19 protein-coding genes, 1 tRNA gene and 1 pseudogene are annotated in these 20,839 nt (G+C 44.9%); 13 read left to right on the top strand and 8 right to left on the bottom strand.

Annotated elements, in window-relative coordinates; genetic code table 11:
• The first annotated feature begins 48 nt into the window (after positions 1 to 48).
• The gene (locus LJ740_RS00280) at positions 49 to 717 is read left to right on the top strand and encodes a hypothetical protein (protein ID WP_229527013.1); all 669 of its coding nucleotides are present in this window, start codon (positions 49 to 51) and stop codon (positions 715 to 717) included.
• Between the two features lie 70 nt (positions 718 to 787).
• Here LJ740_RS00280 and LJ740_RS00275 read toward each other — a convergent pair whose 3' ends face one another.
• Entirely contained in the window at positions 788 to 1,117 is a 330-nt protein-coding gene (locus tag LJ740_RS00275; protein ID WP_229527012.1) for a hypothetical protein, read from the bottom strand.
• Between the two features lie 281 nt (positions 1,118 to 1,398).
• Between LJ740_RS00275 and LJ740_RS00270 the strand changes: the two genes are divergently transcribed.
• The 5 genes and pseudogenes from LJ740_RS00270 to LJ740_RS00245 all read left to right on the top strand — a co-directional run bounded on the left by LJ740_RS00270 (position 1,399) and on the right by LJ740_RS00245 (position 4,750).
• Complete coding sequence (locus LJ740_RS00270; RefSeq protein WP_229527011.1) at positions 1,399 to 1,911, top strand: thermonuclease family protein; 513 nt, start codon at positions 1,399 to 1,401, stop codon at positions 1,909 to 1,911.
• Between the two features lie 31 nt (positions 1,912 to 1,942).
• Entirely contained in the window at positions 1,943 to 2,446 is a 504-nt protein-coding gene (locus LJ740_RS00265) for a TlpA family protein disulfide reductase (protein WP_229527010.1), read from the top strand.
• Positions 2,443 to 2,652 carry a DUF4266 domain-containing protein gene (locus tag LJ740_RS00260; protein WP_229527009.1) on the top strand — a complete coding sequence of 70 codons (210 nt, stop codon included), beginning with the start codon at positions 2,443 to 2,445 and terminating at the stop codon, positions 2,650 to 2,652. The genes LJ740_RS00265 and LJ740_RS00260 overlap by 4 nt, the downstream gene beginning before the upstream one ends.
• An 18-nt stretch (positions 2,653 to 2,670) precedes the next feature.
• Positions 2,671 to 3,689: pseudogene (locus LJ740_RS00255) on the top strand (DUF3570 domain-containing protein); the annotation flags it as partial.
• A 161-nt stretch (positions 3,690 to 3,850) separates the two neighbouring features.
• Complete coding sequence (locus LJ740_RS00245; protein ID WP_229527007.1) at positions 3,851 to 4,750, top strand: FAD:protein FMN transferase; 900 nt, start codon at positions 3,851 to 3,853, stop codon at positions 4,748 to 4,750.
• A 6-nt stretch (positions 4,751 to 4,756) separates the two neighbouring features.
• Here the strand turns inward: LJ740_RS00245 and LJ740_RS00240 are convergent, their stop codons facing one another.
• A complete protein-coding gene (locus LJ740_RS00240) occupies positions 4,757 to 5,923 on the bottom strand; it encodes a methanobactin export MATE transporter MbnM (RefSeq protein ID WP_229527006.1) in 1,167 nt (388 codons plus the stop codon).
• Positions 5,854 to 6,615, bottom strand: a complete 762-nt coding sequence (locus LJ740_RS00235) for an MbnP family copper-binding protein (protein ID WP_229527005.1) — start codon at positions 6,613 to 6,615, stop codon at positions 5,854 to 5,856. Before LJ740_RS00235 ends, LJ740_RS00240 begins: the two co-directional genes overlap by 70 nt.
• A gap of 180 nt (positions 6,616 to 6,795) precedes the next feature.
• Between LJ740_RS00235 and LJ740_RS00230 the strand changes: the two genes are divergently transcribed.
• Together LJ740_RS00230 and LJ740_RS00225 are read left to right on the top strand one after the other, a co-directional pair.
• On the top strand, positions 6,796 to 9,576 hold the full coding sequence (locus tag LJ740_RS00230; RefSeq protein WP_229527004.1) for a choice-of-anchor B family protein: 2,781 nt from the start codon (positions 6,796 to 6,798) through the stop codon (positions 9,574 to 9,576).
• A 279-nt stretch (positions 9,577 to 9,855) separates the two neighbouring features.
• Positions 9,856 to 9,932 (top strand) — tRNA-Ile (locus LJ740_RS00225).
• Positions 9,933 to 10,109: 177 nt separating this feature from the next.
• Here LJ740_RS00225 and LJ740_RS00220 read toward each other — a convergent pair.
• Entirely contained in the window at positions 10,110 to 11,195 is a 1,086-nt protein-coding gene (locus LJ740_RS00220; protein WP_229527003.1) for a hypothetical protein, read from the bottom strand.
• Between the two features lie 287 nt (positions 11,196 to 11,482).
• Entirely contained in the window at positions 11,483 to 11,848 is a 366-nt protein-coding gene (locus LJ740_RS00215; protein ID WP_229527002.1) for a DUF4870 family protein, read from the bottom strand.
• A 327-nt stretch (positions 11,849 to 12,175) separates the two neighbouring features.
• Here LJ740_RS00215 and LJ740_RS00210 point away from each other — a divergent pair, with 327 nt between their 5' ends.
• A complete protein-coding gene (locus LJ740_RS00210) occupies positions 12,176 to 12,457 on the top strand; it encodes a helix-turn-helix transcriptional regulator (RefSeq protein ID WP_229527001.1) in 282 nt (93 codons plus the stop codon).
• 661 nt (positions 12,458 to 13,118) lie between these two features.
• On the opposite strand, the gene LJ740_RS00205 is transcribed toward LJ740_RS00210, so the two are convergent.
• Positions 13,119 to 13,358 (bottom strand): hypothetical protein, encoded by a 240-nt coding sequence (locus LJ740_RS00205; RefSeq protein WP_229527000.1) that lies wholly within the window; start codon positions 13,356 to 13,358, stop codon positions 13,119 to 13,121.
• Positions 13,359 to 13,916: 558 nt separating this feature from the next.
• On the opposite strand from LJ740_RS00205, the gene LJ740_RS00200 reads away from it, so the two are divergent.
• Entirely contained in the window at positions 13,917 to 14,471 is a 555-nt protein-coding gene (locus LJ740_RS00200) for a cupin domain-containing protein (RefSeq protein WP_229526999.1), read from the top strand.
• Positions 14,472 to 14,480: 9 nt separating this feature from the next.
• Here LJ740_RS00200 and LJ740_RS00195 read toward each other — a convergent pair whose 3' ends face one another.
• Positions 14,481 to 14,891: a helix-turn-helix domain-containing protein gene (locus tag LJ740_RS00195; RefSeq protein ID WP_267498119.1), complete on the bottom strand. Its 411-nt coding sequence runs from the start codon at positions 14,889 to 14,891 to the stop codon at positions 14,481 to 14,483.
• A 77-nt stretch (positions 14,892 to 14,968) separates the two neighbouring features.
• On the opposite strand from LJ740_RS00195, the gene LJ740_RS00190 reads away from it, so the two are divergent.
• The 3 genes from LJ740_RS00190 to LJ740_RS00180 all read left to right on the top strand — a co-directional run bounded on the left by LJ740_RS00190 (position 14,969) and on the right by LJ740_RS00180 (position 20,320).
• Positions 14,969 to 16,339: an MFS transporter gene (locus tag LJ740_RS00190; protein ID WP_229526998.1), complete on the top strand. Its 1,371-nt coding sequence runs from the start codon at positions 14,969 to 14,971 to the stop codon at positions 16,337 to 16,339.
• Positions 16,340 to 16,593: 254 nt separating this feature from the next.
• Positions 16,594 to 17,571, top strand: a complete 978-nt coding sequence (locus tag LJ740_RS00185) for an FHA domain-containing protein (RefSeq protein WP_229526997.1) — start codon at positions 16,594 to 16,596, stop codon at positions 17,569 to 17,571.
• 109 nt (positions 17,572 to 17,680) lie between these two features.
• On the top strand, positions 17,681 to 20,320 hold the full coding sequence (locus tag LJ740_RS00180; protein ID WP_229526996.1) for a protein kinase domain-containing protein: 2,640 nt from the start codon (positions 17,681 to 17,683) through the stop codon (positions 20,318 to 20,320).
• A gap of 16 nt (positions 20,321 to 20,336) precedes the next feature.
• Here LJ740_RS00180 and LJ740_RS00175 read toward each other — a convergent pair whose 3' ends face one another.
• A complete protein-coding gene (locus LJ740_RS00175; protein ID WP_229526995.1) occupies positions 20,337 to 20,792 on the bottom strand; it encodes a hypothetical protein in 456 nt (151 codons plus the stop codon).
• Positions 20,793 to 20,839: the final 47 nt, after the last annotated feature.

Here is a 20,839-nt window from a genome sequence, read left to right as displayed (position 1 = left end):
TTTATCGTAACGCCCCAATAAATAACCAAATGAAGTATTTTTACCACAATGCAACTTAAACGGCGTAATTACCAGGAGATAAAACAATTTATCCAGCCAGGAGATTTAATCGCCTTTAGTGGTAAAAGTGAATTCAGCAGAATTGTAAAACTGGCTACCCGCTCCAGCATTACTCATGTGGCCATGGTATTGGATGTCGAAAATCTGCATCATCCAGGCCGTCCAACTGTGCAGAACATCATTGAAGCCGCCCGTCTGAATGGTCAATCCGGGGTCATGGTCAATAAGTTATGTGAGCGTATTGAATATTACCCGGGCGAAGTGTGGTGGTTTCCATTGAATCAGGCTGCCAGAGACAAGTTAATTCTGAAACAAAGTCACTGGTATCGATTTTTACATACGCAAATATTTAAACCTTATGATGTTAAACAGGCTTTGCTGTCTGCCTTTGATATTCCGCGTTTGTTTGGTCCTCTGGCGGCAATCGGGCACAACCGGGAAGATTTCAGCCAGTTCTTTTGCTCTGAACTGATAGCAGAGGCGCTGCAACGAGCCACGATTGTACCGACGGTCAATGCCTCCGAAGTGACCCCTATTGATATCTGCCGCTTAAACATCTTTGACCAAAGCAAAGCGCGGCAACTCAAAGGTAAAAACAAATACATCAAAGGATTTGCCAGCGAATGCCCGAAGCAATGGGTAAACACCATTCAGTAGTAACTTGCAGGCAATAAAAAACCCCTTTATCAGGGGTTTCAAACGGGTATCTGGACTGAGAGGCGATAGATTAAATCACGCTGTCCTGATGAATTTTAACAAACAGTGGCGTATCAGACTTGCTGTAATCCACTTTGTATTCTTTGCCGTTAATGGTTTGCACGAACAGCAACGTTTTTTCGTCACCAAACAATTCACCCAAAGTAAGATCCACCAATTCGGCGTCCATCATTTTGGCTTCACGCTTGTTTTCAGGCACGCGTCCGGTGTATTTTTTCACACCTTTATGAGTGACGATGATTGGCGTCTGCTCTTCGCCATTGGTAATAATTAAGTCCAATTTGCGGACTTTATGAATTATGGTGTTTCTACCACTTACAAGGTAAGGCCTTTCGGTCATTGTCTACTCCAATTCTAAGGCTCTGTCGTTTATATCAGTCTGTAGTCAACAAAATAACTCTAAAAAAGATAACAGAATAATTAAGGTTTAACACTTATTATTTAGCTGCAAGTGCTTCAAAACGCAACTTATTTAAGGCTTTTGCTGAAAGTTTGTTGGAATTTTCACCATTGTGGCAATAAAGCATTTTGTGAACCAGTCACCAAACGCTGGCAATAATGTTGTCCCGCACAATTTGCAAGGCTAAAGTTATTGTGTTCAATGCACACAGACCCGACATCATGACAGGATTTTACAAATTTTCATGGTATATAGCACTTCAGGCCTGCCTCTTTGCCTGCAACCCTGTTTCAGTATCTGGCAGTAAAGTGATTCAGGTTGTTGATGGTGACACGCTGCTGGTGCAGCACGCATCAGGCGCAACTGAATCTTTAGAACTGCAGTTTATTGATGCTCCGGAAAGAGAACAACCTTACGGCCGGGAAGCCAAAATGTTCCTGCATTCAAAAGTCTATGACAAATACATGCACATTTCTGAGGCAGGCGAAATCATCGTAGATGGCGAAAATATCAACCTTGCCATGATTAAAACGGGATTTGCCTGGCTTCCTCCCAAAGCAATGCCTTATGAGCTACAGTTAGCCTATAGTGAAGCTCAGAGTGACGCGATGAATTCTGCAAAAGGGTTATGGTCACAAGCGCATGCCTTGAGGGTGCCGCCCTGGATATGGCGCGACCAGGGCAAACAGAAAAAAGGCAATCCCATGCCGCAGCGCACTGAAAGTCACCCCTGAACCGCGATTAAGTAAATAACGGAGTATTGTTTTGAAACGAATTTTATCGGCTTGTTGTCAACTGTGTAGTGCAGCCTTATTTTACCTGGCGGCCTGTCAGGCCCATGCTGAATCGCCCTTGCCGGAAGTAACCTTAATCGATTTTGCAACCGGCCAACAAATTTCTACCGCGCAACTGAAAGGCCAGGTTGTCTATCTGGATTTCTGGGCGTCCTGGTGCAAACCCTGCAAAAAGTCCTTCCCGTTTATGAATGAATTGCAAAAAAAATACGCCACCGAAGACTTTAAAGTTGTCGCCATCAATATGGACGAGTTTGCTGATGACGCAAAACGATTTTTAGCCGAAATACCCGCTGATTTCGCTATCTATACCGATCCCGAAAAACAACTTGCTGAAAGCTTAAAATTACCCGGATTGCCCGTTGCCTTCGTCATTGATAAAGATGGCATCATACGAGGCCGGCACATTGGTTTTAATGAGCGCAAAAAACAGAAAAAAATCCAACAAATCGAGCACCTGATAGGAACACCATGAAGAAAATCCTCTGCGTTATCTTATGCTTTCTCTGTTCGGCCTGTGTCACCACGGTAGAGCCCTGGGAAAAAGGGCGATTTGCGAAAAATGAAATGGCTTTTGAACCAGACACTATGCAGGCTGCATTTCATCGCCATGTTTATTTCAGCAAAGAAGCCTCTTCCGGCGGCGCAACCAACAGCGGTGGTGGCTGTGGCTGCAATTAAACAGATGAGATAACAAGCATGAACAACAATGCATTATTGGCTTTGTCCACTGCGGCGGCCTGCCTGCCTGCCTTGCAGGCAAAGGCCCAGCAAATTACTCAGGATTTTCAACTCGGTGTGCGCCACTATAATTACCAGGAATCTGCAGTCCCGGTGGAAAACGTCTTAAACCAGCAATACGAACGCTACGACATCGAAGTGAATCAATTTCGTCTGGTGGCACCGCTTGGCGATAACACCCAACTGAATGTGGATTTTCAACACGAAAAAATGTCTGGCGCTTCGCCCTGGTATACCTTTCAGTTACCAGGAGAAGCGCCTAAACAAGTCATGAGTGGCGCGTCTATCGAAGATACCCGCAGAGATCTGTCTGCGTCTCTTAAGATAGCCCTGGACAGAGATGTACTGACCCTTGGCGCAGCGCGTTCTTCTGAAGATGACTATGAAAGCCAAAGTTTTTCGGTTGGCTATGCAAAAGAATCTGACGATCGGCTCACGACCTGGGCATTTTCTGCGGATGTCAGCAACGACGATATTAACCCGGTAGATGCCGAGATTTACCGAACCCGACCGGCATCAGAACAAAGCAAACACAGCAACTCCTACCTGGCAAGCTATGCCAGAATCATGAACAAGCACTGGCTGTTAAAAATCGCGCTTGGATTATCGCGCAAAAGCGGTTATCTGTCCGATCCTTACAAACAGGTCTTTGTGGAAGGGGCGCTGATTGGCGATGCCCGACCGGACAAACGTATATCCCGAACCCTGGCGGTGCAAAACCGCTACTTTTTTGATGATGTTAATGCGGCCCTCCATGTGGATTACCGTTTCTACGACGATGACTGGGATATACGCTCAAACACGCTGGATTTAGCCTGGTACCAAAATTGGGACTTTGGCATTCAAATTGTGCCGTCAGTTCGACTTTATGAACAGTCAGCCGCCTTTTTTATGAAACCTTCCACACTGAAGTCAGAGCCGACGGAAATTACTCTACCGACTATAGACTGTCAGAATACGGTGCAGTAACCTATGGTTTAAAAATAACAAAGGCTTTTGAAAATTGGGCACTTATGCTCAGTGGTGAGAAATACACCAGCGGTGGCGGTCACTTTTTAGCAGATGCTGACAGTGAACACCCTGCTCTGCTGGATTTCACCCTGATCAGCGTTGGTGTCGATTTTACGTTTTAGATTATATGGATTTATTTGACTTTCAGTTTAAGGCTATGGGCTCCCCCTGCGCACTCAGTTTTTATTGCGATTCAGAGCAACAATTCAACCAGGCCAAAAACGCCTGTGTAGAAGAAATGGCCCGACTGGAAGCAAAATATTCTCGCTACCAACCAGATAGCCTGATTAGCAAAATCAATAAGGCGGCTGGCAGTGAGCAGCTTTTTGAATTAGACACTGAAACCTGGATACTGATGCAATACGCCACCATTGCTCACCGGGAAAGCAACGGATTGTTTGATATTACCTCAGGCGTGTTGCACCAAATCTGGGATTTCAAAAATCCCCAAATCCCCTCTCAGGAAGACATAAACCGCACACTGGATAAAATCGGTTTTGCAAAGCTACCAATGGAGCAAACGGCCTTTCGCTTACCCGTTGCCGGCATGGAACTGGACTTTGGCGGTATCGTAAAAGAGTACGCTGCAGACGTACTGGCTAACTTTATTGGCGAAGTAGGAATTCGCCACGGACTGGTAGATCTGGCCGGCGATATTGCTGCAGCCGGTCCGCATCCTGATGGCAAACCCTGGGAAATTGGGATCAGCCATCCGGCAATCCCAGGAGAACCTGTTGCGAAAATTGCGCTGCACTCCGGTGGTCTTGCCAGTAGTGGTGATTACGCCCGCTGTTTTGTGCTGAACGATAAAAAGTACAGTCACATCATTAATCCAATCACAGGTTGGCCGGTGGACGGTCTTTCCGGGGTTAGTGTCTGGGCGGAACAATGCATTGTGGCCGGCACTCTTGCCACCATCACCATGTTAAAAGGTGAGGAAGAAGGCAAAAAATGGATCGCCGAAACCGGCGCACCTTATGTCACTATTGATCAACACTTTCGGGTAGAAAGCCAGTTTAAAGGCTGACTGAAATCATGGTTCTGCACCGGGATCAGCGTGCTGTCGATTGGTTAAAAAATCCTCGTCGGTTAAACTGTGTAAAAACGCCAGTAAATCTTGCGAGTCCTGGGTATTGAGCATAAATCCGTGCATAAACGGGCTTTTCAACGGGTTGTTTATGCCCTCGCCTCTGCCGCCAGCAGCATAAATCGCAATCACCTCTTGCAAAGTTGCAACACTGCCGTCGTGCATATAAGGTGCTGACACCGCGACATTGCGCAGCGTCGGTGCTCTGAATTGTCCCATATGTTCCGGTTTAAGACTGATCTCCAGCAAGCCCATATCAGAGGAAGGATAGGCACCCGCGCCATCTTCATTATACAAACCGGTATTGTGAAACGCCGTTACATCAAATGCCTGTCCGGCGTGTTTACTGGCCTGACTAAAATTAAAACCGCCATGACAGTGATGACACTCCAGGCGTTCAGAAAAAAACAACTCCATCCCGCGTAAAGCGGATTCGCTCAGGGCGTCGTCTTCGCCATAGTAGGCGTAGCGATCAAAGGCGGAATTAAATGACGTCAGACTGCGCACAAAGCTGGCTAAGGCTTTAACAATTAGCTCGAAACTGAGGGATTCTCCCGGAAAAGCCGCGGCAAACAGTGGTCGATATTTATCATTGTCAAATCGGGCTAATACGTTATTTTCATGGCCAGTAATTCCCAGTTCAATTGGCTCTTCGCCAAACATGGGGATCAGAATTTGTGCCTCCAAAGTGGTCAACTCACTGTGGGCCCAGGTTAAATGACTATTATAGGCAACGTTAACCAAAGGCATGCTGTTGCGTCGTACCTTTTGCCCGGTGCTGCCACTGGAATGAGGCAATGGTTCGCTGAACGCAAACTGCTGCTGGTGACAATTGCCACAGGACTGCACCTGATTAGCGGATAAATTGCGGTCATAGAAGAGTTGCCTGCCCAGTTCAACCTTTTCCGCAGTCATCGGATTATCGTCAGGCACCTGCGGCCTGGGAAACCCGTCAGGTATCTGCCACTGCCAGGGTGTCGGTGCTTTCTGGCATGCAGTCAGACAGCAAAACAAAAAAATTAATAATATTACCCGGCCTAAGCTCACTGCACCGGTTCCAAACTGAATATCGACGGACTTGCTGCACTCAGATTGCGATACAAATGCTCGCATAGCGGCTCAGTCTCGCCATGCATTACGCAGCGGTTCTGTTGTGAAAGACTCATATCTGCTATCAGCCTGTCCAGGTGCAGCACCAATGTCCATGACTGTGCGTCGGGTATTGTCAGGTGGAACTGATGACGATTAGGTCGCGTACATGAGGAATTTGGCGCACGTACGGCACTGTCAGAGAGGCAACCAACACTGCCCAAATGATACGCCCAGTTATCACCTTCGGTGTGCATGTCCAGGCGCAGGAACTTGTAGCCATTGCGCCAGGTCCAGAACATGTCCGGGATATTCAGCGGCATAGGTTGGGTTACCGGGTTGCGATGATTCACATCAAACGGCACGCCCAAAGTAAAAGCCAGAGAATCCCCGAAGGAGAAGGGTTTTTCTGTTCGCAACGTCACCTGCCCCAGGCAGTTGTGTGAATCTAATCGGATCAGTTGTAACTCGGGTACGTCACTGTAAAACCTGACCGGATAGCTGCTTTGAGCAGAGACGAGCTTCGCATCACTGAGGTAAAATGCCAGTGTATCCAGTTGCCAAGGGTTGCTATCTATTGGTATAGCCTGACAGTTAACCTGCGCTCCCTGATACCACAAAGCGACCTGCAATTGTGTGTTGTCTTGTTTACGATTACAGGCAGAAACCATTAGTAATAAACTAACCATGACTGCTGCGAAAAGTTTTTCCTTCACTGACATTCCTGATAAATTGACTATCTTAAAGTAATACAAGGTGTGGGAAACACGCATTGATGGCGGCCCACAGCCTAACACAAACTCGAACAGTATATAGACCATAGGTAAGACTGCACAGCCTTTGGTACGAGACTGGTATTCAGTTGCGGTTAACGCACTCAGAAGGACAGTAAAGTTATGACAACATTCACCTATTTACCGGCATTCACTAAGACGCAGCGACGCTGGAGGGACAGAGTAAACTTGCGTACTTTGGTTGTCACCGGGGTTGTCGCTGGATTTTTCGCCACTAGTCTGGTGCCCCCTTCTGCACTAGCCCACTCTGAACACGACAAAGCCCGATTTGTGGCTCAGTCTGGTAAAGACAGCGGCGATTGCGCCAATCGCTTTCGTCCTTGTCAAAGCATTGCTTATGCTCAGCTTCAGGCCAAAAAGGGCGACAAAATTCTGGTGGCGCAAGGCAACTATCAGGTAACGTCGCCGGCTGATTTATTGCATCTGGAAGACCTAATCAACCCGGTCTTTGCCGGTTACAGTACCACCGATCATTACCAGGTACACGCCCCTGACAAAAACCAAACCACACTGCTTGGTGTGCCGCCTGAGTATCGGGCGTTGGCACAGAAAAAAGGCTTTCAGGTAATTGCGGATAGCAAATCAGAGCAATTTTCCGTCGCGTTACAAAAAGCCAACGGACAACTCGCAGCATTGGCACAACGGCAACAAAGCCTGACCTGTGAAAACGGCACTGCCGATCAGTTTGCCTGCAACAGCGTGGACCTGGTAAGCCATGTACCCTTGTCAGAATTTCCAGATACTGCCGCAAATGACATCTGGGGTCATGTGGATCTCAATACCGGTTGTGAGTATGCCATCATTGGATTGCGCAACGGTGTATCAGTGGTCAACCTGGCCGACCCTGAGAATCCCGAAGTCGTGGGTAAAATTACCCAACAAGCCACGACCTGGCGCGACGTCAAGGTGTACCAATACTTCGATTCAGATCGGGGGTTATGGCAGGCCTATGCCTACCTGACGGCAGACAATGCCACTGAAGGCCTGACCATTTTAGATTTAAATGACCTGCCCAGTAGCCTGACCGTTGCCAACACCACCAATACTGATACCCGTGCGCATAATGTGTATATCAGTAATGTGGATTACACCTTAAATATCGGCCTCAACAACAGCCCAGGCTTACATATCCTTGGTCAGCCCAATTACAATGGTGCGATGCGCACCTATTCTTTACAGCAGCCAACACAGCCTCAGGCGGCATACACCCCAACCATGGCGAATGCATTGCTGTACACCCATGACGCTTCATCAGTAAACATCACCGACGAACGCCAGGCCCAATGTATTAATGCCAACCAATACGGTTGTACCCTGATGTTGGATTTTAACGAGGCGGAGTTTCGTTTATGGGATCACACCAACCTCAATGATGCAAGGCAACTGGCCACCACCACCTACGACACAGCCAGTTATGTGCATTCAGGTTGGTGGAGCGAAGATCGCAACTATATCTTTGTTCACGATGAACTGGACGAACGCAACCGCGGCCTGAATTCAACCCTGTATGTATTCGACATCACAGACTTAAGTAACCCGGTACGAGTTGGCACCTGGACAGGTACCACCAAAGCAATCGATCACAACGGCTTTGTGCGCGGTAATCGTTATTACATGTCTAATTACGAACGTGGCTTAACCATCTTAGACATCACCGATGCCACAAACCCGCAAACCGTCGGTTTTTTCGATACTTACCCCATTTCAGATGGCAGCACATTTAACGGCGCCTGGGGCGTATACCCCTACCTGCCAAGCGGCCTCATTTTGGTTAGTGACATAAACAGCGGCCTGTACGTACTACGGGACCAAACCCGCAGCGGCGGTTTCAGCTTTAGTACCAGTAAAGTGACAGTAGAAGAAGGCAACAGTATCGAAATTCAGGTTATCAAAGACTTTGTCGGCGCTGCCAGTGTCAGTGTTGAATTAATTGCCGGTACTACTACCAGCAATGATTATCAGATTGATATGGACGACCTAAACTGGGCCGAAGGTGAAAACGACAGTCGCACCATTCGCATCAGCGCACTCGATGACGAAAACACCAGCGAACCCGGTGAAAGCCTGTTCCTGCGCCTGATGAACCCCACCAATGGTGCCACTTTGGGTGATACCTATCTGAGTGAAATCAGAATACCCGGGGTTATCAACTACGGCAATATCAGCTTCTCTGGTGACACCCTGACAGTTTTGGAAACTCAGGGCAGCGGACAGGTCACACTAAACCGATTAAACGGCAGCGAGCAAAGTATTACCGTAGACTACGCTCTCACCAACAGTACACAAAGTGATTTGGAACTAACGTCCGGCAGCCTGACCTGGGCCGATGGTGAAGCCGGAAGCAAAATTATTGAGTTTCAAATCGTAAACGACGAAGACACAGAAACAACTGAAAATTATGTGCTACAACTCAGTGCAGATAATGAGGACTTTATTGGAAGTAATGGCAGTATCACTATTGTTATTCGCGATGACGACAGCAATTTGCCGCCGGTGGTCAACGAATTGTCAGCGTTGAGTTTCGAACAGGGCGCGTTAGTTGAACTCAGCGCCGATGGCGTGGACCCGGAAGGTGACGTGCTGGTGTGGCAATGGACACAAATTTCCGGCCCCACAGTGACACTCAACGACAGTGACACTCAAAATGTATTTTTCACCATGCCGGCGGAAGAAGTACAACTTCAGGTAACCGCCAGTGATGATTTTGCGGTGCAAAGCAGCCAACAAATCACCTTATCAGTAGAGGCGACGCAAACCACCACGCCACCTCCGGCAACACCTCCGCCCTCATCTTCTGGTGGTGGTGGCAGTTTACCTGTGTGGTACCTAATTGGCGGAACACTGATAATGTTAAGCAGAAGGCTCAATATTAAAATCGGCTAAATTGCCGTAAAAATGCGCAGTTGGCAGCAACTTGTTGACAAACTAATGACAACAAAAATAAAACTGCTATACTGCGCAGCGCTTAACGGGAACCACTCCCACTCAATAAGCGATTCAGAAATGGCCCTATAGCTCAGTTGGGTAAATTTCGGTCCTCGAAGAGGACGAGAGGTGATTTAACATCACGTCGAGAGAAATTTACGCGAAGACAGGAAGTCTGAGCTGGAATGGCTCACCATGGATGGTTACAACGCACACTAGTGCGACAAAGAAGAAAATGGCCCTATAGCTCAGTTGGTTAGAGCGCACGACTCATAATCGTTAGGTCCCTGGTTCGAGTCCAGGTGGGGCCACCATTTTTCAGCATGCCCCGCTTAATTAGGGCTTTACCCCAAAATTAACACTACCAATGCCCTCTCACAAACAGCACAAAGTGCCACATTTGTGCCACAAGCACTTGTGATGTCCGTTCTGTGCCTCAACAAATTGCCAATAAACTGTTCTGGTTTACGACTAAAACCAATTCAGAAATTTTACTTTTTCCTCAGGTTTTTAATTGCCTGCTCACTTTGTATCTGACGTTTAACTTCAGAAGGCTTGAGATTGGGCGTAGTATCGACGCCTTGCGGGGGGCTTATGTGTCCTTTTACGCCCCTTAAGGTTTTGCTGTGGTGCTTAAGTTCTGACTGATGCCCCCTGGCATTGCTGACAAAAGCACTGGTCAACAGATTACGTGCAGCCTGGTTGGCTTTGCGATCATTGACAGCGAGATCAAAAAGTTGCTGATTTTGTTGGGTCGCAAATTTATGTCTTTTAGCCTGATTGTCATTGTGGCTTTCAATTGGCAACATTGGTTCATTTTGTCGCTGCTGCAAAATGGAGGCATCAATACGTTGGTTTCTGGATTTATCCGTCGCGATATCTTTACCCGTATTGCCATAAACAACGCCTTTAGAAAACAGACCGTAAGGGGTAGGATCGGCCACCTTTAAGGCGGAAAAAGTGGAAGCATTTTTTAGCCGATTAGACTCCGTCTCAAACAATGGCGCGGCTTCTTTGTTAAACTGTTCTTTTTGGGTGGAAAGTCTACTTGCCCGATTTTTGGAATGGTATGCATCCCGGATATTACTAATAAGACCTACACCCGGAATTAATGTAACGGCAGTTTTCACTTTATCGAGGTCTTTGAATGCCTGTTTACCGGAATTAGCGGCCCGTCCAAAAAAGCCTTTATGATCGCCAGAACGATCGATTTGATAGTCCAGCCTGGCGTCTCGCATCATTAAGCCAATGTTGCGTTTTTCATTGGCCTCTCCCATCATCGGGCTGCGGTTACTGCCAATTTCGGCATGTACTTTTTGCATCGTTGTATTACGCATTTGCTGCGCCACACCATGCATTTTCATTTTCGGCAACTCAATCATTTCCATCTCATGAGGCGCATTTTTGCGCGCATTCTGACCGATAGAATTGGGTTTCATTGCACCATTGTTGTTACGAATACCTTGCTTTTGATCTGCGGGTTTTTGATAGATGGTGTTGCTTCGGTTCCGGACTTGCGCCCCTATATCCTGAAGCTCAATATCTTTAGGACGAGGATTATTGCCGTGCTTGTTCATAACAATCAGGTTGAAAGTGAAAAACTTAATCCAAGACTAACCCATGTATTTTATTCGTACAATTACGACCTAATCTCCTGCACATTTCACTCGGTTCAAACCCCGCATATTTGAAGCCAGTCGGAGAAAAGCTGGTTTTTGTGAATTCGCATGACACCCACTTTAAAGTTGCCAACTTTAGTTTGTATCATTTCCGGGCGTGTTTGTGATTAAAGTCCAGACAACCTGGATTTTTTAGGCCATACCACCTTCCGGTAAAGATTGTGTACTGTACACTGATGGTGTGCTTACGAATGATAGGCTTTGTTTGATGTCAGCCTGGCAAGACCTTTAACGATTCGGTAAATCGACCATATCCACACTGCCATCAAAATAAAATGACCGATAATGATAACCATTAATAAAAACCCCACAATGGAAATACCAAGTCCCCACCAGAAGGTTTTTATAATGTTGGCATAATGGTCTTCAAACAATGAACCTTGTGCTTCTTCCTTTTTAACCATTGCCCACACAGCACCAACTATCCAGAAGATCCCGGTGAACAATCCAACCACCATAAGGCCGTAAGCTACCAGAGCGCTTGTTTTTGCAGCATCGTCTTTTAACGACAATGACTGAGTCTCTGACGATGATTCTTGATTATCTGACATTATTTTCTCCTTCTTGCAGTCAGTTTGACTTATGGCGTTTAACCTGGACGTCAGGTAAGTTTTAGCCAAATTTTGAGTAGATTTTGCCCTGCCCCAATTAATAACAAAATTTTCCTGACAAAGCCATCTCACATGTTTGAGAATGGCGTGTTTCGTTTCACCCATAAAATTCGCCATGAATATCAGGAACTTCGTGCGTAATTAGCGGGCTGTTACAATAGAGAAACAATAGAACCATCATTAATTTTTTAAATTTCAGATTGTGTGTTACAGTTTTGAACTATGGGAAAATAATAACTCGAAATAGCATACTCGCTTCATATCATCATGGCATTAAAAAGTAACAGCGCTAAACACCAAGAAAAATCAGCGATTTTAAGAGAACTTAGAAAAGACGCAGGTCTTACACAGCAACAGCTTGCTGGAAGACTATCTATTTCGCGAGAAACGCTGGTAGGTATAGAGAACTGTTACCTTCAACAGATCGAAAGTCTTACCTCAGACATAGAAGATCGTTGGTGGGAAATTTGCCGGACGACTGCAAAACCACAAACAAAAGAAAAATGGCATACTCATATACTGCGTAAACTTAACATTAAACTCATTTAGTTTATGCTTTTCGAGTTTGCTGAGAAGACAATTGCAGGTGTCATCTTTGCGATAATATGCCTCGCACTGGCATATTTTTTTGGTCAAGAGAACTTATTTGATCCAATAATCATCATCACGTTTATTGCCGTATCCTTATTCTTCAGGCGCAACAAAGATCTTGTGTTAGTTTGCCTCATATTCATTGTCGAAAGAGGAATGGAAGAGTTAGTTTGGCGAACTTTGCAAAACGAAATATGGTTTAAACTGCCAGCCTACCTGCTCTTTATATACTGCAGCTACTCATTTGCCCGTGGAGCATTGAAATGGATTGGAGTGTTATTCTTTGTTTTTTCATTTGCTGTTGAAATTTATTGGTATTTCTCCACAGACCGCATCCCCTTCACTCTTCTCTCTTGTTAAATGGTGGCTGCAGCGATAATGGTTCGATACGCCCTTCGAAGACGGGTCTTCTGGCAAATAAACTTAACAGGTAAAAGAGGTCAACCATTAGATTTGGATCTCATGCTACTACGAGCAAACGCTTGCTTTATTGCACTTCATACGGCACTTACACTGGAATTTTATGTCAGAGAGCTTCTGGATATAAGAATGACCATCATTTATTACGCAAATACTCCCATTGCTCAAGGGCTTTCACTGTTTATTATCTATATGATTATCATTGAAAGCTTAAGACATCTAAAATCAATTGAGCTTCGAGCTTAGCCCAAAAATTGCTCATACGCGAAGAAATCTTCATAATCTCCATTGTGTCAAATGTGCCACATTTTTTTAATACAAAAATCGGAGAATCAATAATGAAGAAACTAATCATTGCAGCAGCGTTAACAATCACACTGGCAAGCACCTCTGTACAAGCAGGAGGCAGCAAGAAGCCACCACTTGATCCACCAAGCAAAGTGACTATTCTTGAATCTATTTACAACTTGTTTTTCTAATTAAATACCGTCACACATTTTATGAAACACCTATAAAATGTGTGACATTTGGTCCCCCTGAGAGTTACAAATAGACGTACCAATTTGGACTATCAAGAAGAAAAACGGGCATTTCAACTTAAACAATGATTAAATTTTTTAGCCTTAAAAGTTATAAAGCTCAGTCATTACAAGACTTAAAACCGTAACCAAACCCCATTGCAGCCAGTTGAATTACTCAAGCTCAGCTCACAATACCAATAACACCAAACCAGCCAGGGTAAAGTGCGACAAGCCGTTGGGTGCTCAATAGTCACCCTGTCGCCATAGTGCACCACTTCACCCAGCAATGGATCGGTTGAACTTTCACATCAATCCGTCCCAGCAAAATATCATCCTGGTGGAATCCTTAAGCGCCGAAACTGACATCATCGAAGTGCGATGGTGACCCTGAAATAAAACACCGAAACAATCCCTTGACTTAAAGTTAACTTGAAGTTTTATCCTCTGAATTCCCCTAATTCAAAAGGATACAATTTATGAAACACAACAGCCTTGAGCCTAAATTAGAAAACAGCCTTGAGCCTAAAAAAGTAAGCAGCCTTGAACAGTTTATCCATCAGGCGGAAAACAACTGGAGCGGATTAAACAGCGACAATGTCAATCGCTTAAAGTCAGCCTTGACGGCGTTAACCCAAAGTTCCCCCAAAGAACCATGGCTTGCCGCACTATTTAACGAAAAACCTGCTGCAAAAACGCTGTATGAAAGTGAGCAACACAGATTTATGCTGCTGGCCCATCACGAACCGGCTGATTTTTACCGTCAGCCACATGATCATGGCAATGGTTGGGTGCTGTATGCAGTACTATCGGGAACTATAGCCATGAACACCTATAAGATTCTCACTGACAACAACGGAAACGAACAATTAGTAAATCGAGGCAAAGAAGTGCTGGCTACGGGAGACTGCCGGGTGTTTTTACCTGGTGATATTCACCATACTCACTGCCTCAGTGACAACTTTATGCAATTCAGATTCACCAGTTGTGACTTTAAACAGGAAATAAAATCAGGGCGCATGAAGCGATTTTAGATAGCACCATTACTTTCTTTTTCTGGCGGCATCTTTTGCCGCTACGGACAACAAGCGTTGAAACTTGGGGCATTCCGAGTGCCGTTCAGCAGTGCATTTTGCGGCGTGCTCCAGACACCGTTGAATCGCTTTCAGTTGTTTAACTTCACGGGCTATGCCTTCTGCTCGTTGTGAAAGCATGTCACGGTTAACTTCAAAGCCACCTTTTGTCACCAACATAGACTGAATGTCTTGCAGTGAAAACCCGGCACGTTGTCCCAAAGCGATAAACTGCAACTGCTCCAACACGTATTCATCATAAACCCGTTTCAGGCCATTGCGGCCAATAGAGCGGATCATGTTTTTCTCTTCATAGTAGCGCAATGTCGATGCCGGAATGCCTGATTTTTTTGCTAATTGGGCAATATCTATGGTCCTCATCTTTCGCCTCTTGACTTAAAGTTAACTTGAAGTTGCATACTATTTCCCAGTCCCAAATTTTGCAACTGCTGATACTTATGACCACTAACAACCAGGCGGTGTTTTTCTCCCTGGCGTTCCTACTGCTCTTGCCTGCAATGGCGGTTAGCATGATAAATGTTGCTCTTCCTCAGATTGCTGTTGAGTTTAACGCACCAGTGAATCAACTTAATTGGGTACAACTGGCTTACCTGACTGCCACCACGTCGTTGGTGCTTATTGCCGGTTGTATTGGCGATAACTATGGTAGCAACAAATCCTTGATGTTGGGTTGTTTTGGCATCTTCCTGTCTTCAATTGGGTGCGCATTATCCCCTTCGATATTCGCTTTAGTCCTGTTTAGAATACTGCAGGGCATTTCTACTGCTGTCATGCTGGCTTTGGTTTGGTCTGCTGCGAAACAATACTCACAACAAAGTCATAACGGAAAAACAATGGGGTTAATGGCCTCAGCAACAGCCACAGGCACGGCAATCGGGCCGGTTATCGCAGGTGCCTTATTGTACTTTAGCAACTGGCGCGCAGTATTTTGGCTGCTCGCACTTATAGCTTTAGTTGGCCTGTTTATCTGCCACTTTATGCTACCGTCCTCCCACAGATCACAACACAGCCCAAAGCAGTTGTTTGACTGGACCGGCTCCACTTTCCTGATTATTGCCTGCACAAGCTTTGTTTTGCTTACCACTCATAACCTGAACCATGAATATCTGGCACTGTTCATATTGAGCCTGTTGATGTTTATCAGAGCGCAGTACGCGGCTAAATCCCCATTACTCCCCTTAGCCTTATTTTGTAATAAACAGCGCAACCTGATTTTACTGGGCAGTTTTTTGATTGATGCGACGGCCATGTCCACACTTATCATTGGCAGCTATTATCTGACCTGGCGTTTAGCCCTTGCGCCTGAGTGGGTGGGAGTTATGTTGGCCATCGGCCCCATAACTTCAGCAATCATAGGAGTTCCGGCTGGAAAACTGGTAGACAAAACAGGCACCCACCAGGCGTTAATCACGGGGCTTTGTGTATTCTGTGTTGGCACTTTGAGCTATGCATTTATGCCACCGCTTATTGCCATGACAGGTTATGCTTTATCTTTGGTAGTCATGGCGTGTGGCAGGCAACTCTATCTCGCAGCGTGTTACAGCCAGATCATGCTCGCCGCAGAGCAAGGCCAAACAGGGAAAATTGCTGGACTCATTAATCTTATTAAGCAACTTGGCCTTCTTTCAGGCACGGCATTGTCTGGTGCAATATTTTCAAATCAATTGCCAGACCCTGGCTTGTTTCACGCATCATCTAAGCAACTAGACATCGCATTTACCAATACCTTTCTCATTGCATTGCTGCCGTTATTGCTTGTCACCACGCTTCTGTTTTTCAGCCACGTTAAAATCCAGCGCAACACCTGACTACCTTAATTCTGAGCAGGTATGCTGTTTTGTCTATTAATGGTTGGCAAAGATAACATTCACAATTATGGAAAAATCTGCGTAAAATAGTTTTAGATATGGCTGTTATTAGAGCGTGTTGATCATTGCTGTACAATTTTGCAGCAAAGATCAACAGGTTCTGTTTGTACCGCTCTTAAATTGTCGTACTACAGGCCGATACAACAGATACTCTTATAACAATTCAAACCCAACAAGTATTGCATTGAAGCTCTATGGCACTGATCAGAATCGAATCAACCCAAACCCCAATTTATCTTAAAAGTTATCATCGCTTTGGGCGACTTACCGGCGCCGTGGACACCTTGTTACACAGCCCGGCTATCAGTAAAGTTCATGCCGTGATCGAGTGGGAAAACCAGCAGTGGCAATTGCGGGATCAGAGTAAAAACGGGGTGTGGCTAAACGAGCACAAACTCGTTAAAGGTGAAAGTTACCCATTAAAGCCGGGAGATACTATTCAACTTTGCAATACCCGTGAGCATTTGTACAAAGTGCTGGACATTGATGCACCACAAAACTTGTTACTACCCGCAACATCCGATGCCCCCCTTGAACGCGCCATATTTTTGAGTAATTACAATCTGTTACCGGATGAAACTAACTTGCAGGTTGCTCTGTATTACAACGATCTGGAACAACAATGGTACTACGAGGATTTACGCACGCAACTGGCACCCAGGAAAGTGTTTAATGGTGAACAAATTTTGGTTGATGCTGAAAACTGGCGTCTGCAGTTATTCAGTCGCATCGACGAAACACAGTTGCTGGAACACCACGAAATTGCGCAGTTGGCGTTTCGGTTTGACCTTAGCCTGGATGAAGAAAGCACCCACCTGCAATTAAAAACCCCCGAAAGTCAGGTGGATTTTAAAGTGCGTAGCCATCATTATTTAACCCTGCATCTGGCCAGAGAAAAAGCCCGCCATGCAAATCAGGGCATTGATGCGGAAAGTCAGGGTTGGGTAGATATGGAAATGCTGTCCCGCGATCTGGGAATGGACACCAATCACCTGAATATTCTTATTCATCGGGCGCGCAAACAATTTACCGATCAGGTACGCCAGATCGACAATGCCGACCGCCTGTTCGAACGTCAAAATGGTAAGATCCGCTTCGGTGGTGAACATTTTTCGATTTACAAAGGCGCAAGTCTGGAATGCCAATTCCCACAAGCACTTGAATGTGTTTAGAAAAACATTTTGAATTTTAGTCCCGCTACGTCTGGCATTTTATCCAGAAAAGCCATTATTATAGTTAAAAGCCGGCCCGGCTATGGCATGTTTTCTTAGCAAATAACCAGTGGCAATAGCATTGAACGATAGTACACCGCACTCAGATTCAACTAGTTTTCCTCAGCTTCAAGGCTATAACACGGTTAAACCCCTGGGTCAGGGCGGCATGGGGAACGTTTATCTCGCTGAGGATCAAGCACTCGCCCGTAAAGTCGCCATTAAAGTGCTGCACAGCCACATTACAGATGCCAAATATACTGAAGCCGTTCTGCAAGAAGCCCGTACCTTAGCAAAAATAAATCACAGCAATGTAGTTCAGGTTCACTCGGTTATCGAACAACCCACGCCAGCGATAGTAATGGAGTACGTGCCGGGAATCACACTGAAAAAATATCAGCTGGAAACCAGCCTGACTTTGCGCCAGAAAGTGCGACTCCTGTATCAAATTGCTCAGGGGCTGGAAGCCATTCACAAGCACGACATAATCCACAGTGATATCAAGGCCGATAATATTTTGCTGGATACGCGAGACAGTGAAAACGTAATTGCCAAACTCTCTGATTTTGGTATCGCAAAGCCCGTAGATAAAAACAATAAAACCTCGGATAAAATCAGAGGTAGTCTGCCCTGGATGTCGCCGGAGCAGTTGCAAAACCAAACAGTGACCACCGCGTCAGACCTGTTTTCCTTTGGCTTACTGGCCTTTCAGCTGTTAGCTGACAAACACGCTTTTGCCGGACACACAGGGTTAAATCTGCAAGATACCCCAACAGAAAGCACCGCTTCAGACATTGCTCAACAAATTGTCAATGACAAAGCCATGGATGCCGGTCACATTACCCCTGCTCTACCTGCAGAATTGGTAATATTGCTTAATCGGCTATTGCATAAAACCGCATCACAACGTCCAACAGCAAAACAATGCTGTGATCAGTTACAGCAAATAATACGCATGTTAGAGCGGCAAGATGTGCTGGGTATGGAAACCCAAACGGTTGAAGCTCTGCCTGTACAGAAACGCAAAAAAGCCTTTGTAATACCTGCTCTCGCCCTAGCTTTGGTGGCACTGTTAAGTATTGGCTTATATTGGTTCAACAACCAGCCTCCGGAAACCCGTTATGTGGCGGTACTGAAGCCCAAAATCACCGAAACCGAACCGTTATCAAGCCTGCAAAAAAACCTGGTACTCACCAGTATCGAAGATGCGCTGCAACAGTTAATCATCAGCACTCCTCATTTAATGCTGATCCCGCAAGCAGAACTAGACGATACCCAGGGAGATATCGCCCTGATAGGTAAAAGTACCGGTGCTGATGACATAGTGTCACCGGAACTGATTTGTAACGCACAACACTGCGAACTGGTGTTGTCTCTCTATAATCAAACACCTGACAATAACGGCGAAGAAGCCAAATGGCACACCACCAACCGCCTGCAAAATCCCATCTATTTGGAAAGTTATCAGCCCATTTATCAGTTTGCGCAAACTCAGCTAACTAATCTCTATAGCAATATCACTGAAATTAACGCTAAATCCCTGGTGATCTCCGAAGAGGATTATGCTGAGTATTTGGAAATTTATTATCAGGTGTATACAGAAGGACAATACACCCAGACATCGCTGGAAAGACTGGAAGCATTGATTAAAAACAATGCTTATTTTTATCCGGTATATAGTTTGTATTTTGAGTTGGTGTTAGAGGCTTATGTAAACAACAATAACGATCAATTGATATCTAAAGCATTGACAGTATATAAATCAGTACCCAGCGAGCTCAAACGTTCGGAACTTTATTTGGTTGATGGATTTGCGCTAGCATTAGAACAAGAGCAATATGATGTAGCTAATAATATATTGAGTGAACTTCATATAAGCCAACTGCCCAAAGGAAAACTGCACCTACTCAGAGCTAATTACTTTCAGAAGACCAAGAGTTTCGAAGATGCAGTTTTTGAGTATCAAAAGGCGATTAAAATACGCCCAACAGCCATAGCTTATTACCATTTAGCCGTTAATTATTGGTGGATGGGAAATCAGAAACTTGTCTTAGAAAGTTTGGAAAATGCAAGAGCTCTAAATCGAAATCTTAACAGTGTGAATACATTGCTGGCAGGTATTTACCTACAACAAGGCTTGCTTGATGAAGCAATTAAAATATATAAAACCATGTCTGACATATCACCAAGTGGTGCTACCTTCACAAATCTAGCAATAGTTAGCATGCTAAAAAAAGAATACGCGAATGCTCTAGAATTTGCAGAATTAGCCCTGAATTACGATGAAGAACATATAGGATATTTAATAAACTATGCAGATGCGCTTTTACTCTCCGGAAAAAAAGAGCGCTCATTGGTCGTTTATAATAAAGTCATAAAAGTCACAGAAAATAAAAATGATATGGCTAATCTAATAGCCCGAGCTCAAGCATTGATGCACTTAGATAAATTAAATGAAGCCCATAAGACAATTAACTACGCCAAACAACATGCACCAACTCATCCCAACATGTTGTTTACTTTCGCAATGATTTCAACAAAGTTAAATGAATCGAAATCAGCACTGCTACACGTAGAGGAAGCTATAAACCAAGGGATAGGGAAAATCTGGTTTTACATCCCTTGGTTTGATGAATTGTGTCATTTTACAGAGTTTGAAAAATTAACTTCTATCAATGACCGAATTCAACTTTCACGATGTGATCACTAAATATCATCTATAAAGCTTACTGTGGTGGGCGTATAATTACTATTACAGGATCAAACAAATGACTCTTCCCACCATTATTATTCTTCAGGTCAAAGTTAAAACTAAAACTTCCTTCCTCACTTTGAACCATTGACAGGCCGACATCGCAGGTGGTTTGGGTCTGCAATGTTGCAGTAACATTAAAATTACCAGCTTTACTATCGGGCTTAATGCCATGATCGTTTTTGTGAAATGTATATCCCGATGTCTTGATATTAAACAACAGATTTCCAGTTTGGTAGCTGTCTGGATCATATTTACCAATGAAGGTCAATTTAACAAAGGGTTGTTCTCCAGTTAACGGAAATTTTTCACCCGCAAATTCGGCAACCAAAAACTCTTCGTCTGTGCCGGGGTTTTCAACATATAAGTTAAAATGAGTATTGGCCGTCGTCCATGGTTCTATAACCAGGTTAACATCCGCATTTGACATTATCATTCTCCTGAATTTAATTGACTTTAAAACTTAAATTTAACTAA

This window comes from Planctobacterium marinum, assembly GCF_020687805.1.
In the GTDB taxonomy this organism is placed as follows: Bacteria; Pseudomonadota; Gammaproteobacteria; order Enterobacterales; family Alteromonadaceae; genus Planctobacterium; species Planctobacterium marinum.
Note: the sequence above shows the minus strand (reverse complement) of the source record. Positions and strands in the feature narration are given on the sequence as shown.